The sequence below is a fragment of the Halocella sp. SP3-1 genome (assembly GCF_003953885.1).
In the GTDB taxonomy this organism is placed as follows: Bacteria; Bacillota; Halanaerobiia; order Halanaerobiales; family DTU029; genus Iocasia; species Iocasia fonsfrigidae.
The window spans coordinates 2,499,151-2,521,553 of the sequence record NZ_CP032760.1 but is presented as its reverse complement, the minus strand read 5'-3'; the positions used below and the strand labels follow the sequence as shown (position 1 = coordinate 2,521,553).

Below are 22,403 nucleotides of genomic sequence, written 5' to 3'. Positions count from 1 at the left end.
ATCACTCCTTAAAACGGTACATCAAAATTATCCCCAGCACTATTACCACCTGAACTATCACCCTTCTGACTGTCTTTAGGCCAATCTAGAAAACGCACTTCATTAGCTATAACCTGGGGATTTGTGTAAATCCGACCGTCTTTTTCACTTTTACTTATCTGCAAGGAACCTTCTGCAGCAACCAGTCTACCCTTACCCAGGTGATGACTACATGTTTCCGCCAGTTTCCGCCAGGTAACTATCCGGATAAAATCGACATCTCTTTCACCCTGCTGATTGGTGTAATTTCTCTCTACAGCCAGAGTAAAATTACAAACCGGGGTACCATTACCAAGATACCTTAATTCAGGGTCCCGGACTAAGCGGCCTATCAAAATTATGTGATTAAGCATTATTATCACTCTCTAGACTATTCACTAGCTCTTGAATTTCCGCTATTTCATCAAAATTATCCCATTGTTCTATAACTCCATTGAGATTATATCCGACAACTCCTTCGGAATCTTCAACTATATTCAATACCTCTTTCAATTTCTCTAGCATTTTTGGCGCTACTACTATTAATTCAGCATTACATTTGACTTCGTATAGTTCATTGGCTCTCAATGGTTGATTATCAAACCCACAAATTATTTTTTCTTTTTCATCAACTATTCTCATACCCTTTATTTTCCATGGCCCTTTTGTATGTTTCAACTTTCATCAACTCCTTGGACAATCCCAACACGTTCCATTTCTGCTACTTGCCTTTGGCATTCAGGGCAACCAAAATATTCTTTTTCCCAATAACCACCTTCTTCTGCTGGTTCTACTTTTGTCACCCAAGCAGCCGGGCCTATATAGCCGCATTCACATTTATATTTAATTTTCATCACTCATCAACTCCTATTCCCTCTATCAATGCTGAATAATCCAGCTTGCCATCTGGTCTATTTAGTTGCTTGTACTTAATATTCTTAACCAAAATATAATCGTTTTTCTTGACAGCTAACACCCGAATACGAACTATAGCAACTGCCCCAATTAACACGCCTAATATGAGAAATAATAGTAACATTGATATCCTCCTTTCAATCTGTAACAGCTACTGTATTAGCTAGTTCTGCCCGGTCTCTTTCCTCTAGCCGCTCAACTGTTTCTTGAACTATTCTCTCTATCTCATGGCGTGGCAAGCAGCTATCTCTATCCAGCTTATCCACAAGACTGTTGATTTTTCTCATTCTTTGCCTCCTTTCTATAATCTGCTGATATTCTGCAAATTCTTCATGAGTCATATCATTCTCAGGCACATAGTTGATAGGGTTGAAAAATAAATCATCTCCGTAATTTTCATAATCATTAAGATTAATCATTGTTATCTTCTTCTTTCATTTTTTCGATAGCTTTTTCCGCATCTTCTTTAGTGTGATATAGTTCATCTAGTCTTTTAGGATATTCTTCGCATTTAATATAAGCTTTAACATTTCTGATAATAAAATCATCTTTAGTATCCTTACACATTGAAATATTAAAATGAATTTGTTTAATATAATTAGACTCAATTTTGTAATTGCGTTTAGTTAATATTTTGCCTTTGCCCCAATATCCACTATCTTTACATTTTGGACATCTAATATCATGTTTGCTATTTTTATAATCTGCTTTAACGTATCCGGTTCCATTGCACTCGGCGCAATCTTTATATTTATCATCCTTAATTATCCAATATACTTTTTCGCCCGGAACAAAATTATTAACTAACTCTTTTCTTAATTCTTCTTTATTTTTCTGATTGTCTATAACTTTCTGCAGTTCTATTGTATATTTCTCCAAATCCTCGTTTTTTTCAAATTTTAATTTAGATACTTCTGCTCTTAAATCTTTATTTTGCTTTATTAATTCTTTATACTGACTCTTCCAATGCTCATAATCAGCAATTATAAATTCGACTTTTTCATTAGCCATATCAGCAAGATATTTTCTTATTTCTTCTGCCTGTTCATCTTTGAAATCGGCCTCACAAAATTCACAATCTCCATAATACATTTATTTTCCCCCTTACTTTTTCCTTTTCCTCAATTGACTTTCTAGACAAGTGACACACCTCCGTCAGCGGTAGCCTTTCTGGTAATAATCCCGGGCCACCTCATCATCAGACTTGTTTTCGCGTTCAAAATTAACGATATTAGTTTTTTGGGGACTAGATTTATTTTTTTGCTTAGCTTTATGTTCAATTATGGCCTGTTTAGCCTGTTCAACAGTGCTAACTTTTTTTTCTAACCAGCTATTAAGAATAGCCTGGACATAATTTAAACTTTTAGCATTATTGAGAGCGGCCTGTTCTAAAGCTAAGATTATAATTTCTTCCGACAAGCCATCTTCAATATATGACTCTAATATCTGCAACTGGGTAGGTGATATCATACAATTGAAAGCATTAAAATAAGCATTTGGTATTTTAGATTTTTCCTCATCTTCTTCATCTGGTTTTTCACTATTACTTTCATGATAATTAATTAAATTATCATTAGAAGAAGAAGTATTATTATTTATTTCTTTAGTACTAGTTTCTTTAGGCACCTCATGAAAAGCGTCATTACTGGGCTCAGAGAATTGTCCATTTAGTGTTTTACTAACCTTTTTTCGTGAAAAACTTAGTGTTTTACTAAGTAGACTATTATTTGTATTTAGTGTTTTACTAAGTTTTCTCTTTTTAGGACTTAGTGTTTCACTAACATTTTCAGAGTTATCCACAGGCAAATTTAGTATTTTACTAATATCCTTATTTAGTGTTTTACTAAATTTTTCAAACTGTCTTTTTAGTATTTTACTAATATCTGCCTTCCCATTTACTACTGCTCTCGATAAAGAAATACGCCATCTGTCATAATCTTTATTGAATGCTATAAGGTCATTTTCTTCATCCCAGTAAATAACTTTTGCCTCCTGAAGATATAATAATTCCTTTGTAATATCTCCTGGATATACTCCGACATATTGAAAGTCGCTTTTCTTTAACTTGGCCACTTTTTTGCTAAAGCCATAGCTACAACGCCAGATTAGAAATAGTATATTTAATTGTCTTTTTGAGAACTGAGATTTCATAATTGCCTCTAAAATTTCGTTTGATAGCTTTGTATAACTATCTGGTTGAGGATTAGCCATTATATAAGTCACCTCTTAAAAATATTGGTTGGCCAGGGGTAGGAATCGAACCTACTTATCTCTATAGTGGGAGTTGAACCCACTGTGACCGCTCACTGTTACCAAACAGCCCCCTGACCTTATCCTACCCTGGAATCAAGATAAAGGGTATGCTGTCAACTTTCTAAAACGGTACTTCAAATTCAACTAACGGATCATCTTCAATATCTGGTGGTTCTACATTCGCCTCATGTGTATTTTGGAGTGTCCTGATCAGTTCTTTATATTCTGCATCACCTAGATCATTAACTGAGGCTTTTTTGTCGGTATTTTTAACTTCTGGAAATTGATATTCTAGAAAATCTATTACTATTTTTCTATAGCCTTTATCGCCATTAACTAACTCTGCCACTTTTTTCTCTCGCTCTGATAATTGTCTTTTGGGCGGTTTACCATTGTTTCTCCTTTTTATTTCAGCTTTAATAGCTTTTTTATAAAAATCAACTTTAGCGTCTTTATATATTTCATTCAGGCCTTCCCCTGGTATATTTTTTAATTTCTTCCCCTTATATTTCCCAAACTTGATTACTACTTCACCAGGTTTATCTATTTTCTTATTACCGCTCTTCTTATTACTCCCTTTGCTATTATTGGAGCCTTTTTTATTATTATCTGGGTTGCCGTCATTGTCTTCCTCAGAGGATATACCCAGTATCGCTTCAAGTGAATACCTCCTAGCATATGTGATACTAGAACCTCCACCCTGGGCTGCACTATCACCTTTCGATATCTGGTTTGGAAATGTAAGGGGCTCTGATTCAATAAATTCCCCTGATTCATGCATTAATAGGGTTGTGACTGATGATTTAGCACCATCCCCACTGACCAGCTGTGAAAAACACAAGCCGTGTTTATCCAGTACAGGCTTAACCTGGTCAATTACACTACCTAATGGGGCGTATTTAGACCCATGAAAAGGGTTAGTTTCTGTTTTTTTAGGATTAGATACTTCTGACTGAAATTTATTAAGAGCAATAGCTAATTGTTTAATACTGTCAGACTTATTCATAATTGAAATCGACTGCCCCCTTTCCTCATGATGTCTCTTCTATATTGACCAGCCAGGCTGTTTCTCTGCGGAGAATCTACAGCCCGCCTCTCATAATCTCTACACCATTCTTGCCTATTATGTTCCTCGCATCTGCGGCAGATGTTACCTATAGTCTCAACACCACATATCATGCATTTACCCATTTTTTATACCTCCTTAGAAAAATACAGTGACCTTAATTTTTTCAAAGATAATATCGTACCAGTTAGAACCATGATTATTACCAGCAACAGCAACTGTATCAAAATCATGTGAAATATCCTCTGCTATCAACTTAGCTTTTGCTTTATTTTCATACATATAAATATCTATCTTTGAGTTGGTACCATATTTTTTATCTATAGTATTCTTCAGTTTTTCGGCCTGCTCTTTAAGGCTAGGTTCCTGCTCGAAAAATCTTTTCAGTTTATCAAACACTAACTCTTCCTCCTTCATTTTTCTGGCCCAGTATGTTATACTGGGATTAGGATATTTTTCTAGTCGACTCAGCTGAGCTGCAATCAGTTGAGTCTTTTTTGTTTCTATCCATCTTATTTTCAATATAAGTCTGTCCTATTCCGTGATAATATTCCTGACCATTAATACGCTTATAGACCAAAACTGGATACTTCACGCCACTACCCCCTTAGTGCTAGTAAAATCACTCATTCTAGCATTGTCATATAAATCAAAGTACAATTCAGCATCTTTTTCTTTCATGCAGTCAAGTGGGTCCTCTCCACAAGTCTCCGGATCCTTACAGCAGTCATTACAGAAAGTATTTTTCTTATCTTTCATACTACCGCCTCGACCAGATGACCCTTTTCCTTCATCTTTTGTTCACTGAGCTTGTAGAGTTCATTCAAATCAATATCATATCTTTCTGCCAGGGCCATTAATATAAGGTCCATGCATATATTCACATCTTGCAGTTCAATCATAGTCTTATGCAACAAATTTTCTTGCTCCTCAGGACTAAGGTCCTCGGGGCCAATTTTATTAATAAGATTAAGACTCTCTAGTTCTTCTATGGCCTCCTTCATTTCCTTGATTGCTGTCTGCTGAACAGCCAGAGGGTGATAATCCACATTATTAAGGTGTATGCATGGAATTGCCCCTCCTAATATTTCAAGCCTTAACCTGGGGCTCCTAAGGGCAGAAATAATTTCTTCTAACAAGTCATGAGTAGCAATCTGTGTCCCTGTTTCAATCCTCGAAATAGTAGAACGGTCAATATGTAGTGTCCTAGCTAACTGCTCCTGACTCAAACCACGTCTCTCCCTCTCCTGTCTAATCAACACTCCAACATTTGTCACAATACTCCACTTCCTCTCTTATTTTTGTCTCAAATTATTATTAATTTGCTAGCTGCAGACTGATATAATATTAATATAGTTCACCAATAGAGCCTGCCTCTGTTAATCAGCCTGTCCAGTTTCTATCCAACGACTGCTAAGCAGTCGCCTTACTGTCGTCAGCCCTTTCCTCGAAAGAAATATCCACGTTATAAAAAACCCTTCCAACTGCTTTCTGCAGTTTTCTCACTATAATCAGACATTCTTCATCGGTAGGCTCTCTCTTCTCTCCATTCACAACACCATATACTTTCATATGATCAGCCCCTTTCAATACATTTTATTTTTTCTGGAGCTTGTATTATGCTTGTTAAGTTCATTTATAATTGGATTAGTTTTCTCTGTTACTTTATCAATGACATTTTTTAAAGACTTTCCGTCCATAACATCAAACATCCATCTCTCATGATCATCAATGTGTCTTGCAACTTCATTAAGTGTTAATAATTCTTCTTCAGAAAAATATATTTGCGGCAAAAGTCCACCTCCTTTCAATGCTCTATAATTTTCAAACTGTAGATTCAATTTTCTTAAATACACAACCGCATTCGCAACGGTAACGTACTAAATCATAACCCTCAATAAAATCCTCTGAAATCGGTGGATTATAAATTGTATCAATATCTATACGCCAATTGTATCCAGATGAATTTTCCCTTGGTGCCCCACATTGAGGACAATTTTCCAGAAATTGATTAAGTATTTGTTTTACTGCTGGATCTTTAGTATTTTTCGCAACCTGTCTGGCCAACAAAACTTCTTCCATCCATCTCACCTCCTAAGCACAGTTTTGGTTGGGGTTCGTGGCATTATGCGACTTTTGTATTAAAAAAAATATCTTTTACTTTTTCACCATAAAAATTAACGAACTTTTGTATTGTCTTGAATGAAGGATTTCTAGTTCCATTTTCTATTTCTGTTAGGAAACTCCTTGAGATACCAATGCCTTCTGCTGCTTTTTTTTGAGTCAATTCCTTTTCAACTCTTAATGCTATCAGTTTTTCTCTTTTGCTCATAATTCACCTCCTTGTCGCGTAATGCCACGCTACATTTATATTATATGTCTCTCAACGCCACTTGTCAAGTGTTTTTTAAATAAATTTTGGCTTTTTGCAACAATAGTTGCTTTGTGCGACATCTTTTTATATAATTTTATTGGAAGGAGGGCTTGAATGGCAGAATTAAAAGATAGAATCAAGCAGTTGAGAAATGAAAAAGGCATTACACAAGATGATTTAGCTACATATTTAGGAGTTTCCCGTTCTACAGTAGCCGGTTATGAAACAGCTAAAAGAAAACCAGAGTATGAAACCCTCCAAAAAATAGCCAGTTATTTCAAAGTTTCTGTTGATTACCTTTTGGGAAATACCAATGAGCGTCATCCGGCGGACAAATTACTAAATGAAAAAGACCTAGAAATTCAAGAACTTTTGGATCGTTTTAATGTTCACCTTGACGGTGAAATTCTTACAAAAGAAGACAAGAATAGTGTAATAAACTTTTTACGTATGCTCCGTGATAGAGACAAAATGAAAAAAGAATAACAAAATAAGGAGCTGTTTTGAATGAAATATGTTAGTCATTTGGTTAAAAAATTATTTAATGAATTTGGTACAAGAGACCCATATTACATATCAGAGCTTCTAGGCATTGAAATTAAATACTATAATTTCAGCGAAAACATAAAAGGCATATTCACTTATGATCAAAATAACAAAAAAAATATTATTGGACTTAATAAAAGCTTAAATCAAATTATGAAAAAAATTGTTCTTAGCCATGAACTTGGGCATGCCATACTTCACCCAGATAGCAGTAGATATTTTATCGAACAACATACTCTTTTCTCTATGAATAAATTTGAAATTGAAGCTAATCAATTTGCTGCTGAATTACTTATCAGTAATGAAGAACTATACAAGTATATAAGAGGTCGATGCTCTATTAAGTGTATAGCTTATGAGTTAGAGGTCCCTGTTGAATTGGTGAGATTTAAGTTAGAAAGGCTAAAGTATAATTTTTTTAATAAGTAAACGAACATTTGTTTGACAAAATAACAGAAATTTTGATAAATTATAACAAAGGAAGTGAATATTATGAAAAAATTATTGGTTATCGGGTTATTTATTATCTTAATCTTGAATTCGGCAGGTTGCAGTAGTAGTAAGATAATCAATCTAACTGCAGAAGAAGTTATTAATGCTTTCCAAGACTGGAGTATACCAATTGATGAAATAGAAATATACACGACCGAAACTGACCCAAATAATCTTTTAGGCAGACCGGGCCAATACATTGGAAAAGTAAACTGGTCAGATTCAAGAATTGAACAATATGGGGATGGTTTGAAAGGCGGAACGATAGAAATATTTGATTCTGAAAAAGAACTCAAAAACAGAAAGGAATATTTAGAGCCCCTGATAGAACAACCCCTCTTTGCTCAATATATGTATGTACATAATAATGTAATACTAAGGCTTGATAATGAGCTAACTCCTGAACAAGCTGAAGAATATAAAAATATCTTAGAATCGCTTTAATAAATTAACCCTTCGGGGTTCTCTTTTTTCACACCAAGCCAAACATATGTGCTACTTTGACAAACTTATATTTGGTGATGTGATTAATATTGTGTTACTCAGGAAAATACATTTATTTATAGACAAACTATTTTAAATTGAGGTGAAATAAGCATGAAACGTGCTGCCTTATATGCCCGTGTATCAACTGAAAAACAAGCAGAAAAAGAACTATCTATTCCTGCCCAGCTGCAGGAACTTAAGGAATATGCTGCCAAAAATGGTATGGAAGTTGTATCTGTATATACTGATGAAGGCGTATCAGCAAAAACAGATGACAGGCCTGAATTTCAAAAAATGATAGCTGAGGCCAAACAGGACCCCAGACCTTTTGACACTATTCTTTACCACAAAAATGATAGGTTTGCTAGAAATCGTGAGGATGCCATAGTCTATAAGTCTCTCCTCCGCCGAGATTGCGGTATCGAATTGATTGCCATCAAGGAAGATTTTGGGGATGGTCCTGTGGCACAGATGATTGAGGGAATTCTGGAAGTCATTGCTGAGTTCTATAGCTTGAATTTAGCTCAGGAAGTTAAGAAAGGTATGAGGGAAAAAGCAAAACAAGGAAAAGTTTTAGGGGAAACTCCTCTAGGCTATACAATAGGGCCAGATGGACATCTGGAAATAGTTGAGGATGAGGCCGAAGTAGTAAAGTACATATTTCAGGAATATACTTCTACTAATAAAGGTCTCCGTTCTATTGCTCAGGATCTAAAAACTAAAGGAAAAATGTTATTTGGTGAAGCTGGCACAAAATATAAATGGTCTGGTACTGGTATTGGAGTTATTATTAAAAATAGAGCTTACACTGGAACTATGATTTGGAACCAACGAGAAGCAGCTAAAAATAATAAAAAACGTAGCCAGGACAAATGGATCACAGTCCCTAACGCACATAAACCTATTATTGATAAAAAAACATTCATAAAAGCCCAGGAAATACTTAATTCAAAACGTAATTATAGAAGTGATAGTAAAGGGTATCTCCTGCGTGGATTGGTAAAATGCATGGACTGTGGTAGCAATATGAGCCAGTACTCTGACAGATGGAAACGTAAAGATGGCACAAAAGGAATAAAACGAAAATTTAGGTGTTCAAATTATGTCCATACTGGAGAATGTTATTTTAATACTGTTGGTATGAAAGAGTTAGAAAAAAGTCTTTTCTCCTACTTCAAGAGGCTGCGTAACAGACTCAGGAAGGGTACATTCAACCTAAATAATATAAATATATCATATATTGATAGTAAACCGGCAAAAGAAAGGCTGGCGGCCAAAGAAAAGGAATTAGAAAACATGGATAGGCGTTTTGAACGCCAGATGATGGCATTTGAGAATGGGGTTATAGACCTGGAGCATTTGAGACAATTTAAGGATAGGCTCCAGGAAGAAAAAAAGCAACTGCAGAATGAAATTAAAAAACTTGAAAAAGAAATTACTGCAGAAAGGATTAATACCTCTCTCCTTGCTCAAAAGATAGATAGGGTAATTACTACTCTTGAAGATGAGGAAAAGCCATTAGGGAAAAAACAAGAAATCTTAAAAGAGGTCTTAGACTATGTTGAGTACAGTCGCGACAAAGAGGAAATGGCTGTTCATATCAAATATTAATTATATTTTTCTTCCACCATGTTAATACCGGGGACCCTCTCTTTATGATTGGGGCTGTTGCAGTTGGTATGTTTCACAAGGCAGAGTTAGGCATAATAATCGCTGCAGCTCATTATATCTCCAGTATTATTATCGGCATCCTATTACGATTCTATAAAGGAACAGAAGGTAAAATACAAAATACAAGATATAAAAATAACCACAGAAGGAGAAGGAAAAATATCTTTTCTTATGCAGTTACTGAATTAATAGCCGCTAAAAAAAATGATGGGCGTACATTTGGTGAATTACTGGGTGATTCGATAAAAGAATCGATCAACACCCTGTTTCTGGTGGGCGGTTTTATTATCCTTTTTTCAGTTGTAACCAGAATCTTCATTGTTACCGGTTTTCTTGATGCTATTGGGGGACTGATAATCATCTTACTACGGCCTTTAGGATTAACCGAAGCCATGATATTACCATTAATAAGCGGTTTTTTTGAGATTACCAATGGTTCTAATCTGGCTAGCCAGGCTCAAGCACCTTTGATTCATCAACTAATCATAGCAAATGCCATTATAGCCTGGAGTGGTTTATCTGTCCATGCCCAGGTAGCTACTATGGTTAATGGTACTGATATTAGCCTTAAACCCTATTTTTTTTCAAGGATATTACAAGGTATACTGGCTGCTATTGTAACTATATTTATTTTTACTTTTTCTGGAGAACGTATTGAAACAACCTTTGCTCCTTTTGTACAGGGTTTCAATATTCATAATGGCTGGTTATTTACCTTGATAATTTTTGTGGGAATTATCATCTGTTCACTTATAATTGCGCTGCTATTAAATATATTAAAAAAGATTAAAATTATATTTTTTCACTTCCATGGGTAAAATATAATACAATAATAAAAAAATTGAAAGTTAAAATTATTTATAAATATGATATTTTTTCATTAGTTCTTCTTCCACCTGTTCAGGGACAAGCTCACCTATATTACCCCCAAATTGGGCTACTTCTTTTATAACACTTGAACTCAAAAAGGCATATTTCGTATCTGTCATAAAAAATATTGTTTCAACCTCACCATCAATCTGTTTGTTTAAGGATGCCATCTGAAATTCCCCTTCAAAATCAGATACAGCACGCAGTCCACGAATAATTGCAATAGCTTTTTTTGATTTAACATAATCAACTGTTAGACCCTCAAATTTATCTATAATTACATTATCTATCCCTCTGGTTGCTTCAATGAGGAATTTTTCTCTTTCTTCCATTGAAAACAGAGGTTTTTTCTGGGGATTATGAAAAACAGCTACAATAACTTCATCAAACACACTACAAGCCCTTTTTATAATGTCAAGATGTCCATTTGTAATTGGGTCAAAACTCCCGGGATAAACCACTTTACTAGTCATTTTATCACCCTTTTGCAGAATATATTGTTATACCTGTATCACCATATGACTTAGATTTAATAAACTCAAGAGATTTGTATTCTTTCATTTCTTCTTCAACACCATGTTCTACAACTACTATACCATCCTGGGCTATCACCCTGTTTTTTATAATCAACTCCAGAGCTCGAGCTGCATAGTTTTTTCCATAAGGGGGATCCATTAAAATAAGGTCAAAATTACTGCTGATGTTTTGTAAAAATATAAAGACATCATCCCTGAGTACTACCGCTTTATCAGAGAAATTACATCTCTCTATATTATCCTTAATAACCTGTATATTTCTTTTGTTTTTTTCTACTAGTAACAGTTCTTTGGCCCCCCTACTTAAACTCTCCAGACCGAGGCTACCAAATCCTGCAAACAAATCAAGTACACGGGCAGCAGGTATATAGAAATTAATAATACTAAATAAGGACTCTTTAACCCGGTCCAAAGTTGGTCTAGTTGGGGTGCCTTTAATAGATTTTAGTTTTCTACCACCAGCAATTCCTGCAATGATACGCATAAAACACTCCTTTTGATTTAAGTATGTGTTCGAAAAGAATTGTTTTAGGTGATTATATTTCCCGGAACGAAGTTAAGGTGCTACCGTTGAGTGAAGGGATATATAATCACCGGGGTATAAGCAGTAACTTTTCGAACAGGCTCTTTAATAATTTAGAAAAAATATTTTTTAATTTATGTATATTACATAAAAAGAAAGTTATACTAATAGTAGTTCCATTTAGGGGATGAGGATTTAAATAAGGAGTAAGTGTTAAGTCCTCCCCATTTAAAACTCTTCCTCCAATTTCTCCTCTCCCAAAAGGAGTTGGTTTATCAACCAACTCCTTTTATACTTTTAATTCTAGATTTAGTAACTTATTATATAAGCGTGGATACTTGTATTTTAAAATCCCATTATTATTAATAAGTCCCTCTGCTTCCTCTCTGGCAGTAATTAGTATCCTATTATCCTTTAGTATATTAGCAACCTTTAGGTCAGGGAGTCCATGCTGTCTAATACCAAAAAATTCCCCTGGACCCCTTATTTCTAAATCAGCTTCAGCAATTTTAAATCCATCATCAGTCTCGGTCATAACACTTAATCTCTTGGTACCTTCCTCGGTCCTGGGATTAGCAATCAAAATACAATAGGATTGATATTTACCACGACCTACCCTACCCCTTAACTGGTGTAACTGGGCAAGACCAAACCTTTCAGCATTCTCAATTATCATTATTGAGGCATTAGGAACATCAACACCAACCTCTATAACTGTAGTAGAGATCAGTATATCTATTTTCCCTTCTCGAAAGTCTTTCATAACCGTTTTTCTTTCTTCCTGCGTAATTTTACTATGTAATAAACCAAGTCTATACTGGGAAAAAGTATCTTTAGTTAAGGTTTTAAACATCTTCATTGCTGATACAGCGTCTATTTCTTCAGATTCTTCAATTAATGGACAGACTATATAGACCTGTCGACCTTTATTAATTTTCTCTTTTACAAAACTATAGATTGAGCTGCGGGCTTTCTCTGTTCTCCAGGTAGTAATTACAGGACTGCGTCCAGGCGGTAGTTCATCAATAATCGATAAATCCATATCTCCATATAGGGTAAGAGCAAGTGTTCTGGGTATTGGTGTAGCAGTCATGACTAATAAATCAGGGTTATCACCCTTGTCCTTTAATTTAAACCTCTGTTCTACACCAAACCTATGCTGTTCATCTATAACAATTAAGCCTATTTTATAGTATTCTAAATCTTCCTGAAAAAGGGCATGTGTCCCTATGATTAAATCTACTTCTTTATTTTTTATTAACTCCTTTAGCCTGCTGCGTTCAGACTCTTTTAAGCTACCGGTCAATAATACAACATTAAATCCTAGATCCCTTAATAATGGTTTTAATTTTAAATAATGTTGTTCAGCAAGTATCTCTGTAGGGGCCATCATTATGCCCTGATAAGTATTAGCCATAGTCTCCACTAAAGCCATAGCAGCTATTATTGTTTTTCCAGAACCAACATCTCCCTGCAGAAGACGCTGCATTGGTACCGGCCCGGCCATATCCTTTTTAATTTCAGTCCAGACTCTCTGCTGGGCAGTGGTAAGTTTAAATGGTAAAATCTCCTGGAATTTATCCAGGGTATTGGTTTCCTCTTTGTGTTCTACACCTTTAATTCCAGTAAGATTCTTTTTCCGCTGTAAAACCAGTAACTGTAGCAAAAATAGTTCTTCAAAGGCCAGTCTCTTTCTGGCAGCAATATAGTGTTTTCTATCCCTGGGAAAATGCAATCCCCAGAGACTTGTTGCTATATCAGGAAATTTATATCTTTTAATCAAATAATCGGGCAGTATGTCATTTACATGACAGGCAAAATCACTTAAGGCTTTATACATAATTTCCCGTAATTTCTGCTGACTTATACCCTCTGTTAACGCATAAATTGGTACTACCCGTCCAGTATGTATCGTTTCCCCACTCTCAAGTTCCTCAAAGACAGGGTTATTAATCTCTTTTTTCCCGAAGCCCCAGGCTTTATCAGATAGTTTACCACTAAAAATATATTCCTTCCCTTTTTGAAACTTTTTCTTTAAGTATGACTGATTAAACCATGTACCATTTATACAATCACTACCATCACTAATAGTTACCTTTAGAATTCTTAATCCCCGCTTGATCTTCTGTTCATAAATCTTTAAAACCTTACCCTTAATAGTAATTTCTTGCCCGGGTTTAACAGAATTCATAGGAACATATTTACTTCTATCCTGATAATCACGAGGGAAATAATACAACAAATCTTCTACAGTTGTGATATTTAACTTCCCCAGTAATTTTTTATAGGCAGGGCCGACCCCTTTGATAAATTGAACACTTTTTGGTAGTTCATTTTTCATAATTCAAGAAAATCCCCTTTTATGACAACTCCTCCATAAACAGAAGGTCCTGTATGACAGCCCAGGACAGGGCTTATCCAGTTTGAAAAATTAAGGTATTCTCCATTAGCCTTAGATATATTATTTAAAACACTTTCTTTAAAATATTGATAATTATCCAGCTCATCAAGTCCATGAATAAAAGCAACCCAGCCATTGTTGGCTGCTGATAATTCTGTATTTACTAATCTAGATAGTTTCCTGGCAATTCTTTTTTTGCCTCTGATTTTTTCATAGGGCAATATCCTTCCGTCATCCCCTGGGATACTAAGAACCGGGTAAATATTTAAAACAGAAGCAAAAAAAGCCTGGGCTTTACCTATTCTTCCGCCTCTTTCTAAATAACTGAGGTCATTAACTGTAAAATATATACTAATTTTATCTCTTGCCTTTTTTAATATCTCAGTAATATCATTAAGATCTCTACCTACCTCTATTAATTTTGCAGCCAGTAGAACAAGAAATCCTATACCCAGACTGGCTGACAGAGAATCAATAACTTCAATCTGAACCCCGCTTACCTGTTCAGCAGCCATCCGGGCAGAATGACAGGTACCACTTAATTTGCCTGAAAGATGTATAGATATAATAACATCATATTTTTGGGACATATGCTGATATTTCTCTACAAAAAATCCAATAGACGGCTGAGAAGTTGTCGGTAGTTCTTCCGATTCTTTCATTTTCTTAAAAAAATCCTTACCTGTTAACTCTAACATATCCTGAAAAATATCTTCCCCAAAATGGAGTGTTAGTGGTACGATTTCTATCTCATATCTATCTATTAATTCCTGGCTCAAATCACAAGTACTATCTGTTAGAAGACCAATCTTCATTCTCACACCCCTATTCAAGTGATATAATGAAGGGATAGAGGGGCTGTTTGCCATTATATATCTCTATTTCATCAAAATCAAAATTATTAAATATCTGTTCCTTTAAGGCAATAGCTTCCTCTTTACTTACCTCTTCACCATAATAAATAGTAAGCAGTTCTTCATCATCCAGTATTTCGTTAATCATCCCTATAACAACCTCATTATAATCACTACCATGTAGTTTGATATCATGATTAAATAACCCGATAACATCACCAGTTTTAATTTCAAGTCCATTTACTTTAGAGTCCTTAACAGCAGTTGTAATCTCTATTGTCTTAACATTCTCCATCTCAGTTATCATTGCATCTTTAAGGTCACTTAAAACCGCCTCTTCATTAAAAACAAGCAAACTGCTAATTGCCTGAGGGATAGATTTAGTAGGTACTACTTCAACCTTCTTATCACTTAGTGAAGCAGCCTGTCTGGCAGCAGAGATAACATTTTTGTTATTTGGTAAAATAATCAATTCAAGACTATTTATATTCTCTATAGCCTTCAAAAAATCATTAGTACTTGGATTCATTGATTGTCCACCATCAATGATAATATCGACCCCCAGGTCATGTAGTATTTTTTTGATACCTTCACCCTGGCCGACAGCAATAATACCTTTTCCCTGACTGGAAATAAACTCTTTTTTTTGTTTCTTTTCCTCCTGTCGTATCTTTTCTTCACTCTGGAGTCGCATATTATCTATCTTGATATCATTTAATGAACCTATTTTAAGACCGTATTCCAGGATTACACCTGGGTGATTGGTATGAATATGAATTTTTATAATATTATCAGTACCAACAACAAGGAGAGAATCACCAAAACCCTCCAGCTCACTCCTTAACTTCTTAATATTCCTTTTACTATTAGTCTCAATAAGCACTTGGGTACAATAAGTATATTTTAAGTTCTGTTTTATATCTTTTTTCTCTGTTGCTTGAATTAATTCCAGATCTTTATGTTCATAAGCCTTCTGCCCTATCAAACCCTTTAAGAGTCCTTCCAAAATCGTTAGATACCCCTGTCCCCCAGCATCAACAACCCCTGCCTCCTTTAGTTCAGGCAGCATCTGGGGTGTTTTTTTCAGAGCATCACGCGCATAGGCAATTGTATTTTCCAGTACAGCTACCAAATCGAGCTCTTTTTTATAGGCCATTTCAGCACCATCAGCAGCCTTTCTGGAAACAGTTAAGATAGTACCCTCAACTGGTTTTAATACCCCCTGATAGGCTATTTCCGAAGCCTTTCTCAGGGAATCAGCCAGATGACTGCTGTCCATTAATTTATTGTCTTTATTTGCCAGGGAGAACCCCCGTAATAACTGAGATAAAATAACACCAGAATTACCTCTGGCTCCCATTAATGCGCCTTTAGCAAGGGCTTCATTAATCTTACTTACATCATTTTCTTTAATTTTTTTTACCTCTTTAACTGCATCAAGAAAGGTAAGGTACATGTTTGTACCGGTATCACCATCAGGAACTGGAAAAACGTTTAAAGAATCTATTAAGGATTGCTGTTCTTTCAACCACATCAGGGAAGAAAGTAACATCTCTTTAAATTTATCTCCATTAATAGTTTTGATAAATCCACTGACTTTTTCATTAACCTGCATTACCAACCCTCACTCCCTGTACATTGACCTCTATTTCTGTAACTTTTATTCCGACTTTATCTTCAAGGGTATAATTAACCCTTTCTATTATATTATGTGCTACCTGGTGAATATTGGTACCATATTCAACAATAATATTTAGTTCTAAACTAACATTATCATCTTCAACTTCAACAATAACCCCCTTACTAAGGTTTTCCCATCCCAGTAAATGGGCAATTCCATCCTGCACCTTACTGGAGGCCATACCAACTAAACCATAGCATTCCATGGCAGCAAGACCTGCTATTTTAGCAATAACCTCTTTAGCTATTGTTATTTTACCATAGTCATTTGTCCATTCCTTTTCCATGCTTTCACCTCTTTTCATAACTATTCTACTATATTATATTTTCCTATGCAAGAATAAAAGAGTTTTCACTATCTCTTTTATTTATAATACTTAATATATTCAATAAATAACTAGAAAAATCCTGCTTTTCTACTTGCTTATTCTTTATTACCTATGATAAAATATGTTTTGGACGCAAAATCAATTTAAATAAATATTACATTGTTAATAAGAGGAGGTGGAGTAGGATGGCCAGAGTTTGTGGAATTTGCGGTAAAGGTAGTGTCAAGGCTAACAATATCACTAGACGTGGTAAGGCCAAAAAAGAAGGAGGCGTTGGTAGACATATTACCAAGGTATCCGGCAGGAGACAAAAACCCAACCTGAAAAAGGTTAAGGCTATTATTGATGGAAGTCCCAAAAGAATAAAGGTTTGTACTCAATGCCTGAAATCAGGAAAGGTTAACAGGGCATATTAATATACATTTCTATATTATTATTATTTATAAAAGAGTAATTCTTATTAAAATAAGAATTACTCTTTTAATTTATATACTGTTTTTTAATATATTTCTACTAAGTAATAGAGCTTAATTCCCTGGTATGTTTTTTTATCTCTTCAGCAGATATATCTACCCTGGCCACACCACTCTCAACTGCTGCCCTGGCAACTGCAGCTGCTACCTCAGGGGCCACCCTGGGATCAAATGGAGCAGGCACAACATAATCTGCAGCCAGGTCTTTCCCTACCAAATTAGCAATGGCATGTGCTGCAGCTAATTTCATCTCTTCATTAATATCTTTTGCTCTAACATCAAGGGCACCTCTGAAAACACCTGGAAAGGCCAGCACATTATTTATCTGATTGGGATAATCAGACCTACCAGTAGCAATAATCTTTGCCCCAGCTTTTTGGGCTAATTCAGGTGCAATTTCAGGTGTTGGATTAGAGAGACCAAATATTACAGGGTTATCTTTCATAGTTTTAACCATTTCTTCACTCAGGACATTGGCAACTGATAAACCAATAAATACGTCAGCATCTTTAATTACATCAGCTAATTCACCTTTAATTTTATCGGGATTAGTAAGGGCAGCCAGTTCTTCTTTAGCAGGATTCATCCTTTCTTTTCTTCCCTCATAAATAGCCCCCTTACTATCACAAACAACTATGTTTTGAACACCCTCTTTTAACAACAATTTAGTTACAGAGGTAGCTGAAGCTCCTGCACCATTCACTAAAATTTTTATATCGTCTATTTTTTTATCAATGAGCTTTAAGGAATTTATAAGACCAGCCAAACTTACAATAGCAGTCCCATGCTGGTCATCATGAAAAATAGCCATATTTGTTTCTTCCTTGAGACGATTTTCAATTTCAAAACATTCCGGTGCTGCAATATCCTCCAGATTGATTCCAGCAAAGGTTGGTTCCAACAATTTTACAAACTTAACAATCTCATCAACATCTTTTGTTCCAACACAAATTGGAAAGGCATCAACCCCGGCAAACTCTTTAAATAAAACAGCCTTACCTTCCATAACAGGCAGAGCAGCTTCAGGACCAATATCACCAAGCCCCAGTACTGCTGTCCCTGAGGATACGACTGCCACAAAATTCCCTCTATTAGTATATTCATAAATAGCATCTCTATTTTCTTCAATCTTTCTACATGGTTCAGCTACACCTGGTGAATATGCCATACTAAGGTCATGCTTGTTTTTCACAGCAACTTTACTTTTAATGCTTATCTTTCCCCGATTTTTCTTATGCATATCCAGGGCTTCATCATAAATTGACATCTGTTATCACTCCTAGAATTATAATTATTTAAATTTCTTCACCTAATTATATAATATTTTACCTGCTCTGTCATCATTATCAACTTTTTATCTGATGTATATATTTATTTACAATATGATTTTATCCCATCTTCATAGAGGTCATTACCATAGATATCATTGATTACAAAAACAGGCAAATCTTTTACCTCTAAGCGGTGAATTGCCTCTGGACCAAGTTCAGGATAGGCAACTATTTCAGCTTTTTTAATAGAATTTGCAATCAAAGCGGCTGCCCCACCTACAGCAGCAAAGTAAACCCCTTTATATTTAGAAATAGCCTCTTTAACTTCAGTTGAACGACCTCCCTTACCAATCATACCTTTTAAACCATTTTCTAATAACACTGGTGTATAGGGATCCATCCGATAACTTGTAGTTGGTCCGGCTGAACCAATTACTTTACCTGGTCTGGCAGGTGCTGGACCAACATAATATATTACCTGTTCCTTAAGTGGTATGGGTAGTTCTTCCCCTTTTTTAATTAATTCTACCAACCTCTTATGTGCTGCATCACGGGCCGTAAATATCGTACCACTAATATAAACCCTATCACCAGCTTTTAAGCCTGCTATATCCTTTGCTGAAAGTGGTGTACTTATCTCCATAATATCCCTCCTACAATACAATTTCTTTATGTCTGGCCGCATGACAGTTGATATTGACTGCTACTGGTAATGAGGCTATATGACAGGGATATTCCTTTATCTTAACTGCCAGGGCAGTCTTCTTTCCACCTAACCCCTGTGGCCCGATTCCCAGTTTATTTATATCCTTTAATAATTCCTGTTCAAGCCTAGCAATCACTGGGTTTTTACTACTGTCGTCTACTGGTCTAAGTAGGGCTTCCTTGGCCATTAGAGCAGCCTTTTCAAAATTACCACCAATACCAACCCCAACTATAACTGGTGGACAAGGATTAGCGCCAGCCTCCCTGACAGCATTGATAACTACCTCTTTAACCCCTTCAATACCATCGGCAGGCTTTAACATCTGCAGTCTACTCATATTTTCGCTACCCCCTCCTTTAGGGGCAGCAATTATCTTTAGTTTATCCCCTGGAACTATCCTGGTATGAATTACAGCAGGAGTATTATCCCCTGTATTAATCCTGTCAATAGGAGATTTAACCATTGATTTTCTTAAATACCCCTCCTGATACCCCTTGCTGACACCTTCATTAACAGCATTATAAATATTACCATTTATATATACTTCATTACCGATCTCCAGAAAAATTACAGCTACACCTGTATCCTGACAAACAGGCACCCTTTCTCCTGCTGCTATGCCAGCATTTTCCAGCAATTGTGCGAAAATATCCTGACCTATCACAGATTCTTCTTCCCTTTTCCCATCATGAAGGGCTTTAAGCATATCATCACCGAGGAAATAATTTGCTTCCTGTACAAGTTGAGCCACTGCTGATACAATCTCTTTTTTGTCTATCTGTCTCATTTTATAATCACCCTTTTTTAAAGCTTTGTTTATCAACATAACCCTGATAAATAGAATCAGGGTTAAAAAATTATATTAGAGCTAATCATCAAAATAAATATCTAGGTACTCACCACTAAGGTATTCAGGTTTTTTACCAGTAGTCTTTTTTATTTCTTTTGTCATATATTCTATACGGGTCTGAGGGTTAGGATGAGTTTGTAATAATTCCAGTAATTCACTATTATAACTACCATTAAGTCTATCCAAAATCTGCATTACTTGTACAGCACCACTGGGATTATAACCTGATTTATCTAACAATTTTACAGAAAACAAATCTGCTTCTTCTTCGTTTTCCCTGGAATAACCCTTATTAATCAATGTCAGCCCAAATTTTTTTAATAAATTATAAGTTTTATCTGAAGAATCCTTACCAACAATCTGGTCCAGTAACCAGCTGCCAATACCAAGCCCAATGACACTCTTTAATTGACCATCAATATGGTCATTAACTCCATGCCCCATCTCATGTGCTATAACCGCTGCACGCTGATCACTATTAGCCAGTCTATCTAATAATCCCCTGAATAAAACAACCTTCCCATCACCTATGTAATAAGCATTTACCACATCTGAATCCACATAATGTATTTCAAAATGAAGTTTTGTGTCAAGCCTGTTTGTTAAATTATCTAATATCTTAACAAAATAATCATTACCATCAAGTTTATAAATGTTATCGCCATATTCATCATATAAATCATCAAGATTAAGTTTAGCTACATATTCCTCATAATCAGATACTGCAAATGTTACGGAGCTTAATAACAATAACACTATAAAGATAGATAAAAACCAAAAATATCTTTTAAATGATATCTTCACAAAACGCCCCCTCCTGTTTCATTGAGTATGTAATAATAAACTGGCTTCATCTATAGCCTAAAACTTTTTCATAATCAAAACAATAAACAATCATAAACCAGACAAATATATTTGCTGAACGACTCTAGAAATTGTCTGGAGGTAGGACACCAAAAGACAATTTCTCGACAGTAAGAGTAGGCAGGACGCCGTAGCGCACGACAAGGAAAGCAAATATATTTGTCGGCCTTTAAAGTTATCCACAATTTCAAAGTTACATATTTAATTATATATTATAAATTCTAAATATCAAATAAAAATCCTGCATAATTTAAGAAATTATAAATAAAGGGTAGTTAATGATTAACTACCCTTTATTTTACACGCCTAAGTGCTTTAAGACCTTCTCTTTTTCTATTTAATTTAATCAATTTATTAAGTGAACAAACCGTTATAATAGGAATCCTTACCCCTTTTAATAAGGCAAAATCACCATCAAAACCTGTAACCTGGAATAAAAGGTCATTCTTTTCTTCCTTTCTGACAACAAAATCACCTAATTTTATATTCAACTTATTTCCCCCCCTGTTTAAATCCTCATTTAATACTATTAAACAAAGGGTCAGGATATAACAATATTCTCTATGTATTATTACGCAAGATATAGACCAATACCCCATTTTTAATCCTTACACTGGCAGATTCACTCTCTATTAGATTACTAATACCCCGTGTCTTATATCTAATTAACCTGGCCTTATCCAGCTTATATTTACACCCTGAAATATCTACATCAGTTACCTGTCTACTTAAAGGTAGTAATGATAATCCCATACCTTTTTTATCATTAAATTTCTTTTTCCCTTTAACAATGCCTATTTCAATTCCTGGTTCTTTTATAATAGCATTGATACCCTGTTTGGAAGCATATTCAAGCAAAAAGACATTGGCTAACTGCTGATCAAATCTTCCCCCCAAAGAAGCAGTAATAATAAGATCATTTATGTGATTGGACAAACAGTAATCAACTGCCAGTTCCCCATCTGTCTCATCTTTTTCCCGGGGATATTCTATGATTTTTATTCCTTTTAGCTTATATTCCTTAATTTTATACTTTGTTAGAGAATCTAAATCTCCAATAATAAGCTCAGGTAGAAAACCTATCTCTTCCAATAATAAACTACCACCATCCACCCCAATTACAATCCTGTCCTCAAAATCTATTAACTTTTTATACTCATTACTACCAGCTATTAATTTCCCATTTAATACTATAACTGCAGAATCACGCATTTTTATCTCCCTT

At 35.2% G+C, this 22,403-nt stretch carries 35 protein-coding genes; 6 read left to right on the top strand and 29 right to left on the bottom strand.

The window, feature by feature from the left end:
* Nucleotides 1–8 precede the first annotated feature (8 nt).
* The 17 genes from D7D81_RS11950 to D7D81_RS11895 form a co-directional block, all read right to left on the bottom strand.
* Entirely contained in the window at nucleotides 9–392 is a 384-nt protein-coding gene (locus D7D81_RS11950; protein ID WP_125990284.1) for a single-stranded DNA-binding protein, read from the bottom strand.
* Nucleotides 385–696 (bottom strand): XkdD/Y8K6 family phage-associated protein, encoded by a 312-nt coding sequence (locus D7D81_RS11945; protein ID WP_125990282.1) that lies wholly within the window; start codon nucleotides 694–696, stop codon nucleotides 385–387. The genes D7D81_RS11950 and D7D81_RS11945 overlap by 8 nt, the downstream gene beginning before the upstream one ends.
* Nucleotides 693–872, bottom strand: a complete 180-nt coding sequence (locus tag D7D81_RS11940) for a hypothetical protein (RefSeq protein WP_125990280.1) — start codon at nucleotides 870–872, stop codon at nucleotides 693–695. The genes D7D81_RS11945 and D7D81_RS11940 overlap by 4 nt, the downstream gene beginning before the upstream one ends.
* On the bottom strand, nucleotides 872–1,057 hold the full coding sequence (locus D7D81_RS19560; protein WP_205739203.1) for a hypothetical protein: 186 nt from the start codon (nucleotides 1,055–1,057) through the stop codon (nucleotides 872–874). Before D7D81_RS19560 ends, D7D81_RS11940 begins: the two co-directional genes overlap by 1 nt.
* Before the next feature lie 13 nt (nucleotides 1,058–1,070).
* Nucleotides 1,071–1,352 (bottom strand): hypothetical protein, encoded by a 282-nt coding sequence (locus D7D81_RS11935; protein WP_125990278.1) that lies wholly within the window; start codon nucleotides 1,350–1,352, stop codon nucleotides 1,071–1,073.
* Nucleotides 1,345–2,025 (bottom strand): hypothetical protein, encoded by a 681-nt coding sequence (locus D7D81_RS11930; RefSeq protein WP_125990276.1) that lies wholly within the window; start codon nucleotides 2,023–2,025, stop codon nucleotides 1,345–1,347. Before D7D81_RS11930 ends, D7D81_RS11935 begins: the two co-directional genes overlap by 8 nt.
* Nucleotides 2,026–2,088: 63 nt before the next feature.
* Nucleotides 2,089–3,144, bottom strand: a complete 1,056-nt coding sequence (locus tag D7D81_RS11925) for a replication protein (protein ID WP_125990274.1) — start codon at nucleotides 3,142–3,144, stop codon at nucleotides 2,089–2,091.
* Nucleotides 3,145–3,307: 163 nt separating this feature from the next.
* Nucleotides 3,308–4,192 carry an ERF family protein gene (locus tag D7D81_RS11920; protein ID WP_125990272.1) on the bottom strand — a complete coding sequence of 295 codons (885 nt, stop codon included), beginning with the start codon at nucleotides 4,190–4,192 and terminating at the stop codon, nucleotides 3,308–3,310.
* The gene (locus tag D7D81_RS19920) at nucleotides 4,189–4,377 is read right to left on the bottom strand and encodes a hypothetical protein (protein ID WP_205739202.1); all 189 of its coding nucleotides are present in this window, start codon (nucleotides 4,375–4,377) and stop codon (nucleotides 4,189–4,191) included. The genes D7D81_RS11920 and D7D81_RS19920 overlap by 4 nt, the downstream gene beginning before the upstream one ends.
* A 13-nt stretch (nucleotides 4,378–4,390) precedes the next feature.
* Nucleotides 4,391–4,651, bottom strand: a complete 261-nt coding sequence (locus D7D81_RS11915) for a hypothetical protein (RefSeq protein WP_125990271.1) — start codon at nucleotides 4,649–4,651, stop codon at nucleotides 4,391–4,393.
* Nucleotides 4,652–4,697: 46 nt separating this feature from the next.
* Entirely contained in the window at nucleotides 4,698–4,847 is a 150-nt protein-coding gene (locus tag D7D81_RS19555; protein WP_164522235.1) for a hypothetical protein, read from the bottom strand.
* Nucleotides 4,844–5,011 (bottom strand): hypothetical protein, encoded by a 168-nt coding sequence (locus tag D7D81_RS19550; RefSeq protein ID WP_164522234.1) that lies wholly within the window; start codon nucleotides 5,009–5,011, stop codon nucleotides 4,844–4,846. The genes D7D81_RS19555 and D7D81_RS19550 overlap by 4 nt, the downstream gene beginning before the upstream one ends.
* Nucleotides 5,008–5,529 carry a helix-turn-helix domain-containing protein gene (locus tag D7D81_RS11910; RefSeq protein WP_205739201.1) on the bottom strand — a complete coding sequence of 174 codons (522 nt, stop codon included), beginning with the start codon at nucleotides 5,527–5,529 and terminating at the stop codon, nucleotides 5,008–5,010. The genes D7D81_RS19550 and D7D81_RS11910 overlap by 4 nt, the downstream gene beginning before the upstream one ends.
* Nucleotides 5,530–5,665: 136 nt before the next feature.
* The gene (locus tag D7D81_RS19545; protein WP_205739200.1) at nucleotides 5,666–5,824 is read right to left on the bottom strand and encodes a hypothetical protein; all 159 of its coding nucleotides are present in this window, start codon (nucleotides 5,822–5,824) and stop codon (nucleotides 5,666–5,668) included.
* Nucleotides 5,825–5,838: 14 nt separating this feature from the next.
* Complete coding sequence (locus tag D7D81_RS11905) at nucleotides 5,839–6,045, bottom strand: hypothetical protein (RefSeq protein ID WP_125990267.1); 207 nt, start codon at nucleotides 6,043–6,045, stop codon at nucleotides 5,839–5,841.
* Nucleotides 6,046–6,076: 31 nt separating this feature from the next.
* Nucleotides 6,077–6,334 carry a hypothetical protein gene (locus D7D81_RS11900; protein ID WP_125990265.1) on the bottom strand — a complete coding sequence of 86 codons (258 nt, stop codon included), beginning with the start codon at nucleotides 6,332–6,334 and terminating at the stop codon, nucleotides 6,077–6,079.
* A 43-nt stretch (nucleotides 6,335–6,377) separates the two neighbouring features.
* Entirely contained in the window at nucleotides 6,378–6,584 is a 207-nt protein-coding gene (locus tag D7D81_RS11895; RefSeq protein ID WP_125990263.1) for a helix-turn-helix transcriptional regulator, read from the bottom strand.
* 156 nt (nucleotides 6,585–6,740) lie between these two features.
* Between D7D81_RS11895 and D7D81_RS11890 the strand changes: the two genes are divergently transcribed.
* From D7D81_RS11890 to D7D81_RS11870, 5 genes are all read left to right on the top strand, one after another.
* Nucleotides 6,741–7,112 carry a helix-turn-helix domain-containing protein gene (locus D7D81_RS11890; RefSeq protein WP_125990261.1) on the top strand — a complete coding sequence of 124 codons (372 nt, stop codon included), beginning with the start codon at nucleotides 6,741–6,743 and terminating at the stop codon, nucleotides 7,110–7,112.
* A gap of 21 nt (nucleotides 7,113–7,133) precedes the next feature.
* Entirely contained in the window at nucleotides 7,134–7,601 is a 468-nt protein-coding gene (locus D7D81_RS11885; RefSeq protein WP_125990259.1) for an ImmA/IrrE family metallo-endopeptidase, read from the top strand.
* A 63-nt stretch (nucleotides 7,602–7,664) separates the two neighbouring features.
* A complete protein-coding gene (locus D7D81_RS11880) occupies nucleotides 7,665–8,108 on the top strand; it encodes a hypothetical protein (protein ID WP_125990257.1) in 444 nt (147 codons plus the stop codon).
* A 153-nt stretch (nucleotides 8,109–8,261) separates the two neighbouring features.
* Nucleotides 8,262–9,761, top strand: a complete 1,500-nt coding sequence (locus tag D7D81_RS11875) for a recombinase family protein (protein ID WP_125990255.1) — start codon at nucleotides 8,262–8,264, stop codon at nucleotides 9,759–9,761.
* A 44-nt stretch (nucleotides 9,762–9,805) separates the two neighbouring features.
* Nucleotides 9,806–10,639: a nucleoside recognition domain-containing protein gene (locus D7D81_RS11870; protein ID WP_125990253.1), complete on the top strand. Its 834-nt coding sequence runs from the start codon at nucleotides 9,806–9,808 to the stop codon at nucleotides 10,637–10,639.
* A gap of 36 nt (nucleotides 10,640–10,675) precedes the next feature.
* On the opposite strand, the gene coaD is transcribed toward D7D81_RS11870, so the two are convergent.
* The 6 genes from coaD to D7D81_RS11835 all read right to left on the bottom strand — a co-directional run bounded on the left by coaD (nucleotide 10,676) and on the right by D7D81_RS11835 (nucleotide 16,972).
* Nucleotides 10,676–11,164 (bottom strand): pantetheine-phosphate adenylyltransferase, encoded by a 489-nt coding sequence (gene coaD, locus D7D81_RS11865; RefSeq protein ID WP_125990251.1) that lies wholly within the window; start codon nucleotides 11,162–11,164, stop codon nucleotides 10,676–10,678.
* Nucleotides 11,165–11,168: 4 nt separating this feature from the next.
* On the bottom strand, nucleotides 11,169–11,711 hold the full coding sequence (gene rsmD, locus D7D81_RS11860) for a 16S rRNA (guanine(966)-N(2))-methyltransferase RsmD (RefSeq protein ID WP_125990249.1): 543 nt from the start codon (nucleotides 11,709–11,711) through the stop codon (nucleotides 11,169–11,171).
* 328 nt (nucleotides 11,712–12,039) lie between these two features.
* A complete protein-coding gene (gene recG, locus D7D81_RS11850) occupies nucleotides 12,040–14,091 on the bottom strand; it encodes an ATP-dependent DNA helicase RecG (protein ID WP_125990245.1) in 2,052 nt (683 codons plus the stop codon).
* Nucleotides 14,088–14,966 (bottom strand): DegV family protein, encoded by an 879-nt coding sequence (locus tag D7D81_RS11845; RefSeq protein WP_125990243.1) that lies wholly within the window; start codon nucleotides 14,964–14,966, stop codon nucleotides 14,088–14,090. The genes recG and D7D81_RS11845 overlap by 4 nt, the downstream gene beginning before the upstream one ends.
* A gap of 10 nt (nucleotides 14,967–14,976) precedes the next feature.
* On the bottom strand, nucleotides 14,977–16,620 hold the full coding sequence (locus D7D81_RS11840; RefSeq protein ID WP_125990241.1) for a DAK2 domain-containing protein: 1,644 nt from the start codon (nucleotides 16,618–16,620) through the stop codon (nucleotides 14,977–14,979).
* Nucleotides 16,610–16,972: an Asp23/Gls24 family envelope stress response protein gene (locus tag D7D81_RS11835; RefSeq protein WP_125990239.1), complete on the bottom strand. Its 363-nt coding sequence runs from the start codon at nucleotides 16,970–16,972 to the stop codon at nucleotides 16,610–16,612. Before D7D81_RS11835 ends, D7D81_RS11840 begins: the two co-directional genes overlap by 11 nt.
* A gap of 227 nt (nucleotides 16,973–17,199) precedes the next feature.
* Here D7D81_RS11835 and rpmB point away from each other — a divergent pair, with 227 nt between their 5' ends.
* Nucleotides 17,200–17,430 (top strand): 50S ribosomal protein L28, encoded by a 231-nt coding sequence (gene rpmB, locus D7D81_RS11830; protein ID WP_125990237.1) that lies wholly within the window; start codon nucleotides 17,200–17,202, stop codon nucleotides 17,428–17,430.
* 97 nt (nucleotides 17,431–17,527) lie between these two features.
* Here the strand turns inward: rpmB and D7D81_RS11825 are convergent, their stop codons facing one another.
* From D7D81_RS11825 to D7D81_RS11800, 6 genes are all read right to left on the bottom strand, one after another.
* Complete coding sequence (locus tag D7D81_RS11825) at nucleotides 17,528–18,754, bottom strand: NAD(P)-dependent malic enzyme (RefSeq protein ID WP_125990235.1); 1,227 nt, start codon at nucleotides 18,752–18,754, stop codon at nucleotides 17,528–17,530.
* A 104-nt stretch (nucleotides 18,755–18,858) separates the two neighbouring features.
* Complete coding sequence (locus tag D7D81_RS11820; protein ID WP_125990232.1) at nucleotides 18,859–19,401, bottom strand: Fe-S-containing hydro-lyase; 543 nt, start codon at nucleotides 19,399–19,401, stop codon at nucleotides 18,859–18,861.
* A gap of 10 nt (nucleotides 19,402–19,411) precedes the next feature.
* Nucleotides 19,412–20,251 carry a fumarate hydratase gene (locus tag D7D81_RS11815; protein ID WP_125990230.1) on the bottom strand — a complete coding sequence of 280 codons (840 nt, stop codon included), beginning with the start codon at nucleotides 20,249–20,251 and terminating at the stop codon, nucleotides 19,412–19,414.
* A gap of 81 nt (nucleotides 20,252–20,332) precedes the next feature.
* Complete coding sequence (locus D7D81_RS11810; protein ID WP_125990228.1) at nucleotides 20,333–21,118, bottom strand: M48 family metallopeptidase; 786 nt, start codon at nucleotides 21,116–21,118, stop codon at nucleotides 20,333–20,335.
* Nucleotides 21,119–21,471: 353 nt separating this feature from the next.
* Nucleotides 21,472–21,669 carry a hypothetical protein gene (locus D7D81_RS11805; protein WP_125990226.1) on the bottom strand — a complete coding sequence of 66 codons (198 nt, stop codon included), beginning with the start codon at nucleotides 21,667–21,669 and terminating at the stop codon, nucleotides 21,472–21,474.
* A gap of 70 nt (nucleotides 21,670–21,739) precedes the next feature.
* Complete coding sequence (locus D7D81_RS11800; protein ID WP_125990224.1) at nucleotides 21,740–22,390, bottom strand: thiamine diphosphokinase; 651 nt, start codon at nucleotides 22,388–22,390, stop codon at nucleotides 21,740–21,742.
* Nucleotides 22,391–22,403: the final 13 nt, after the last annotated feature.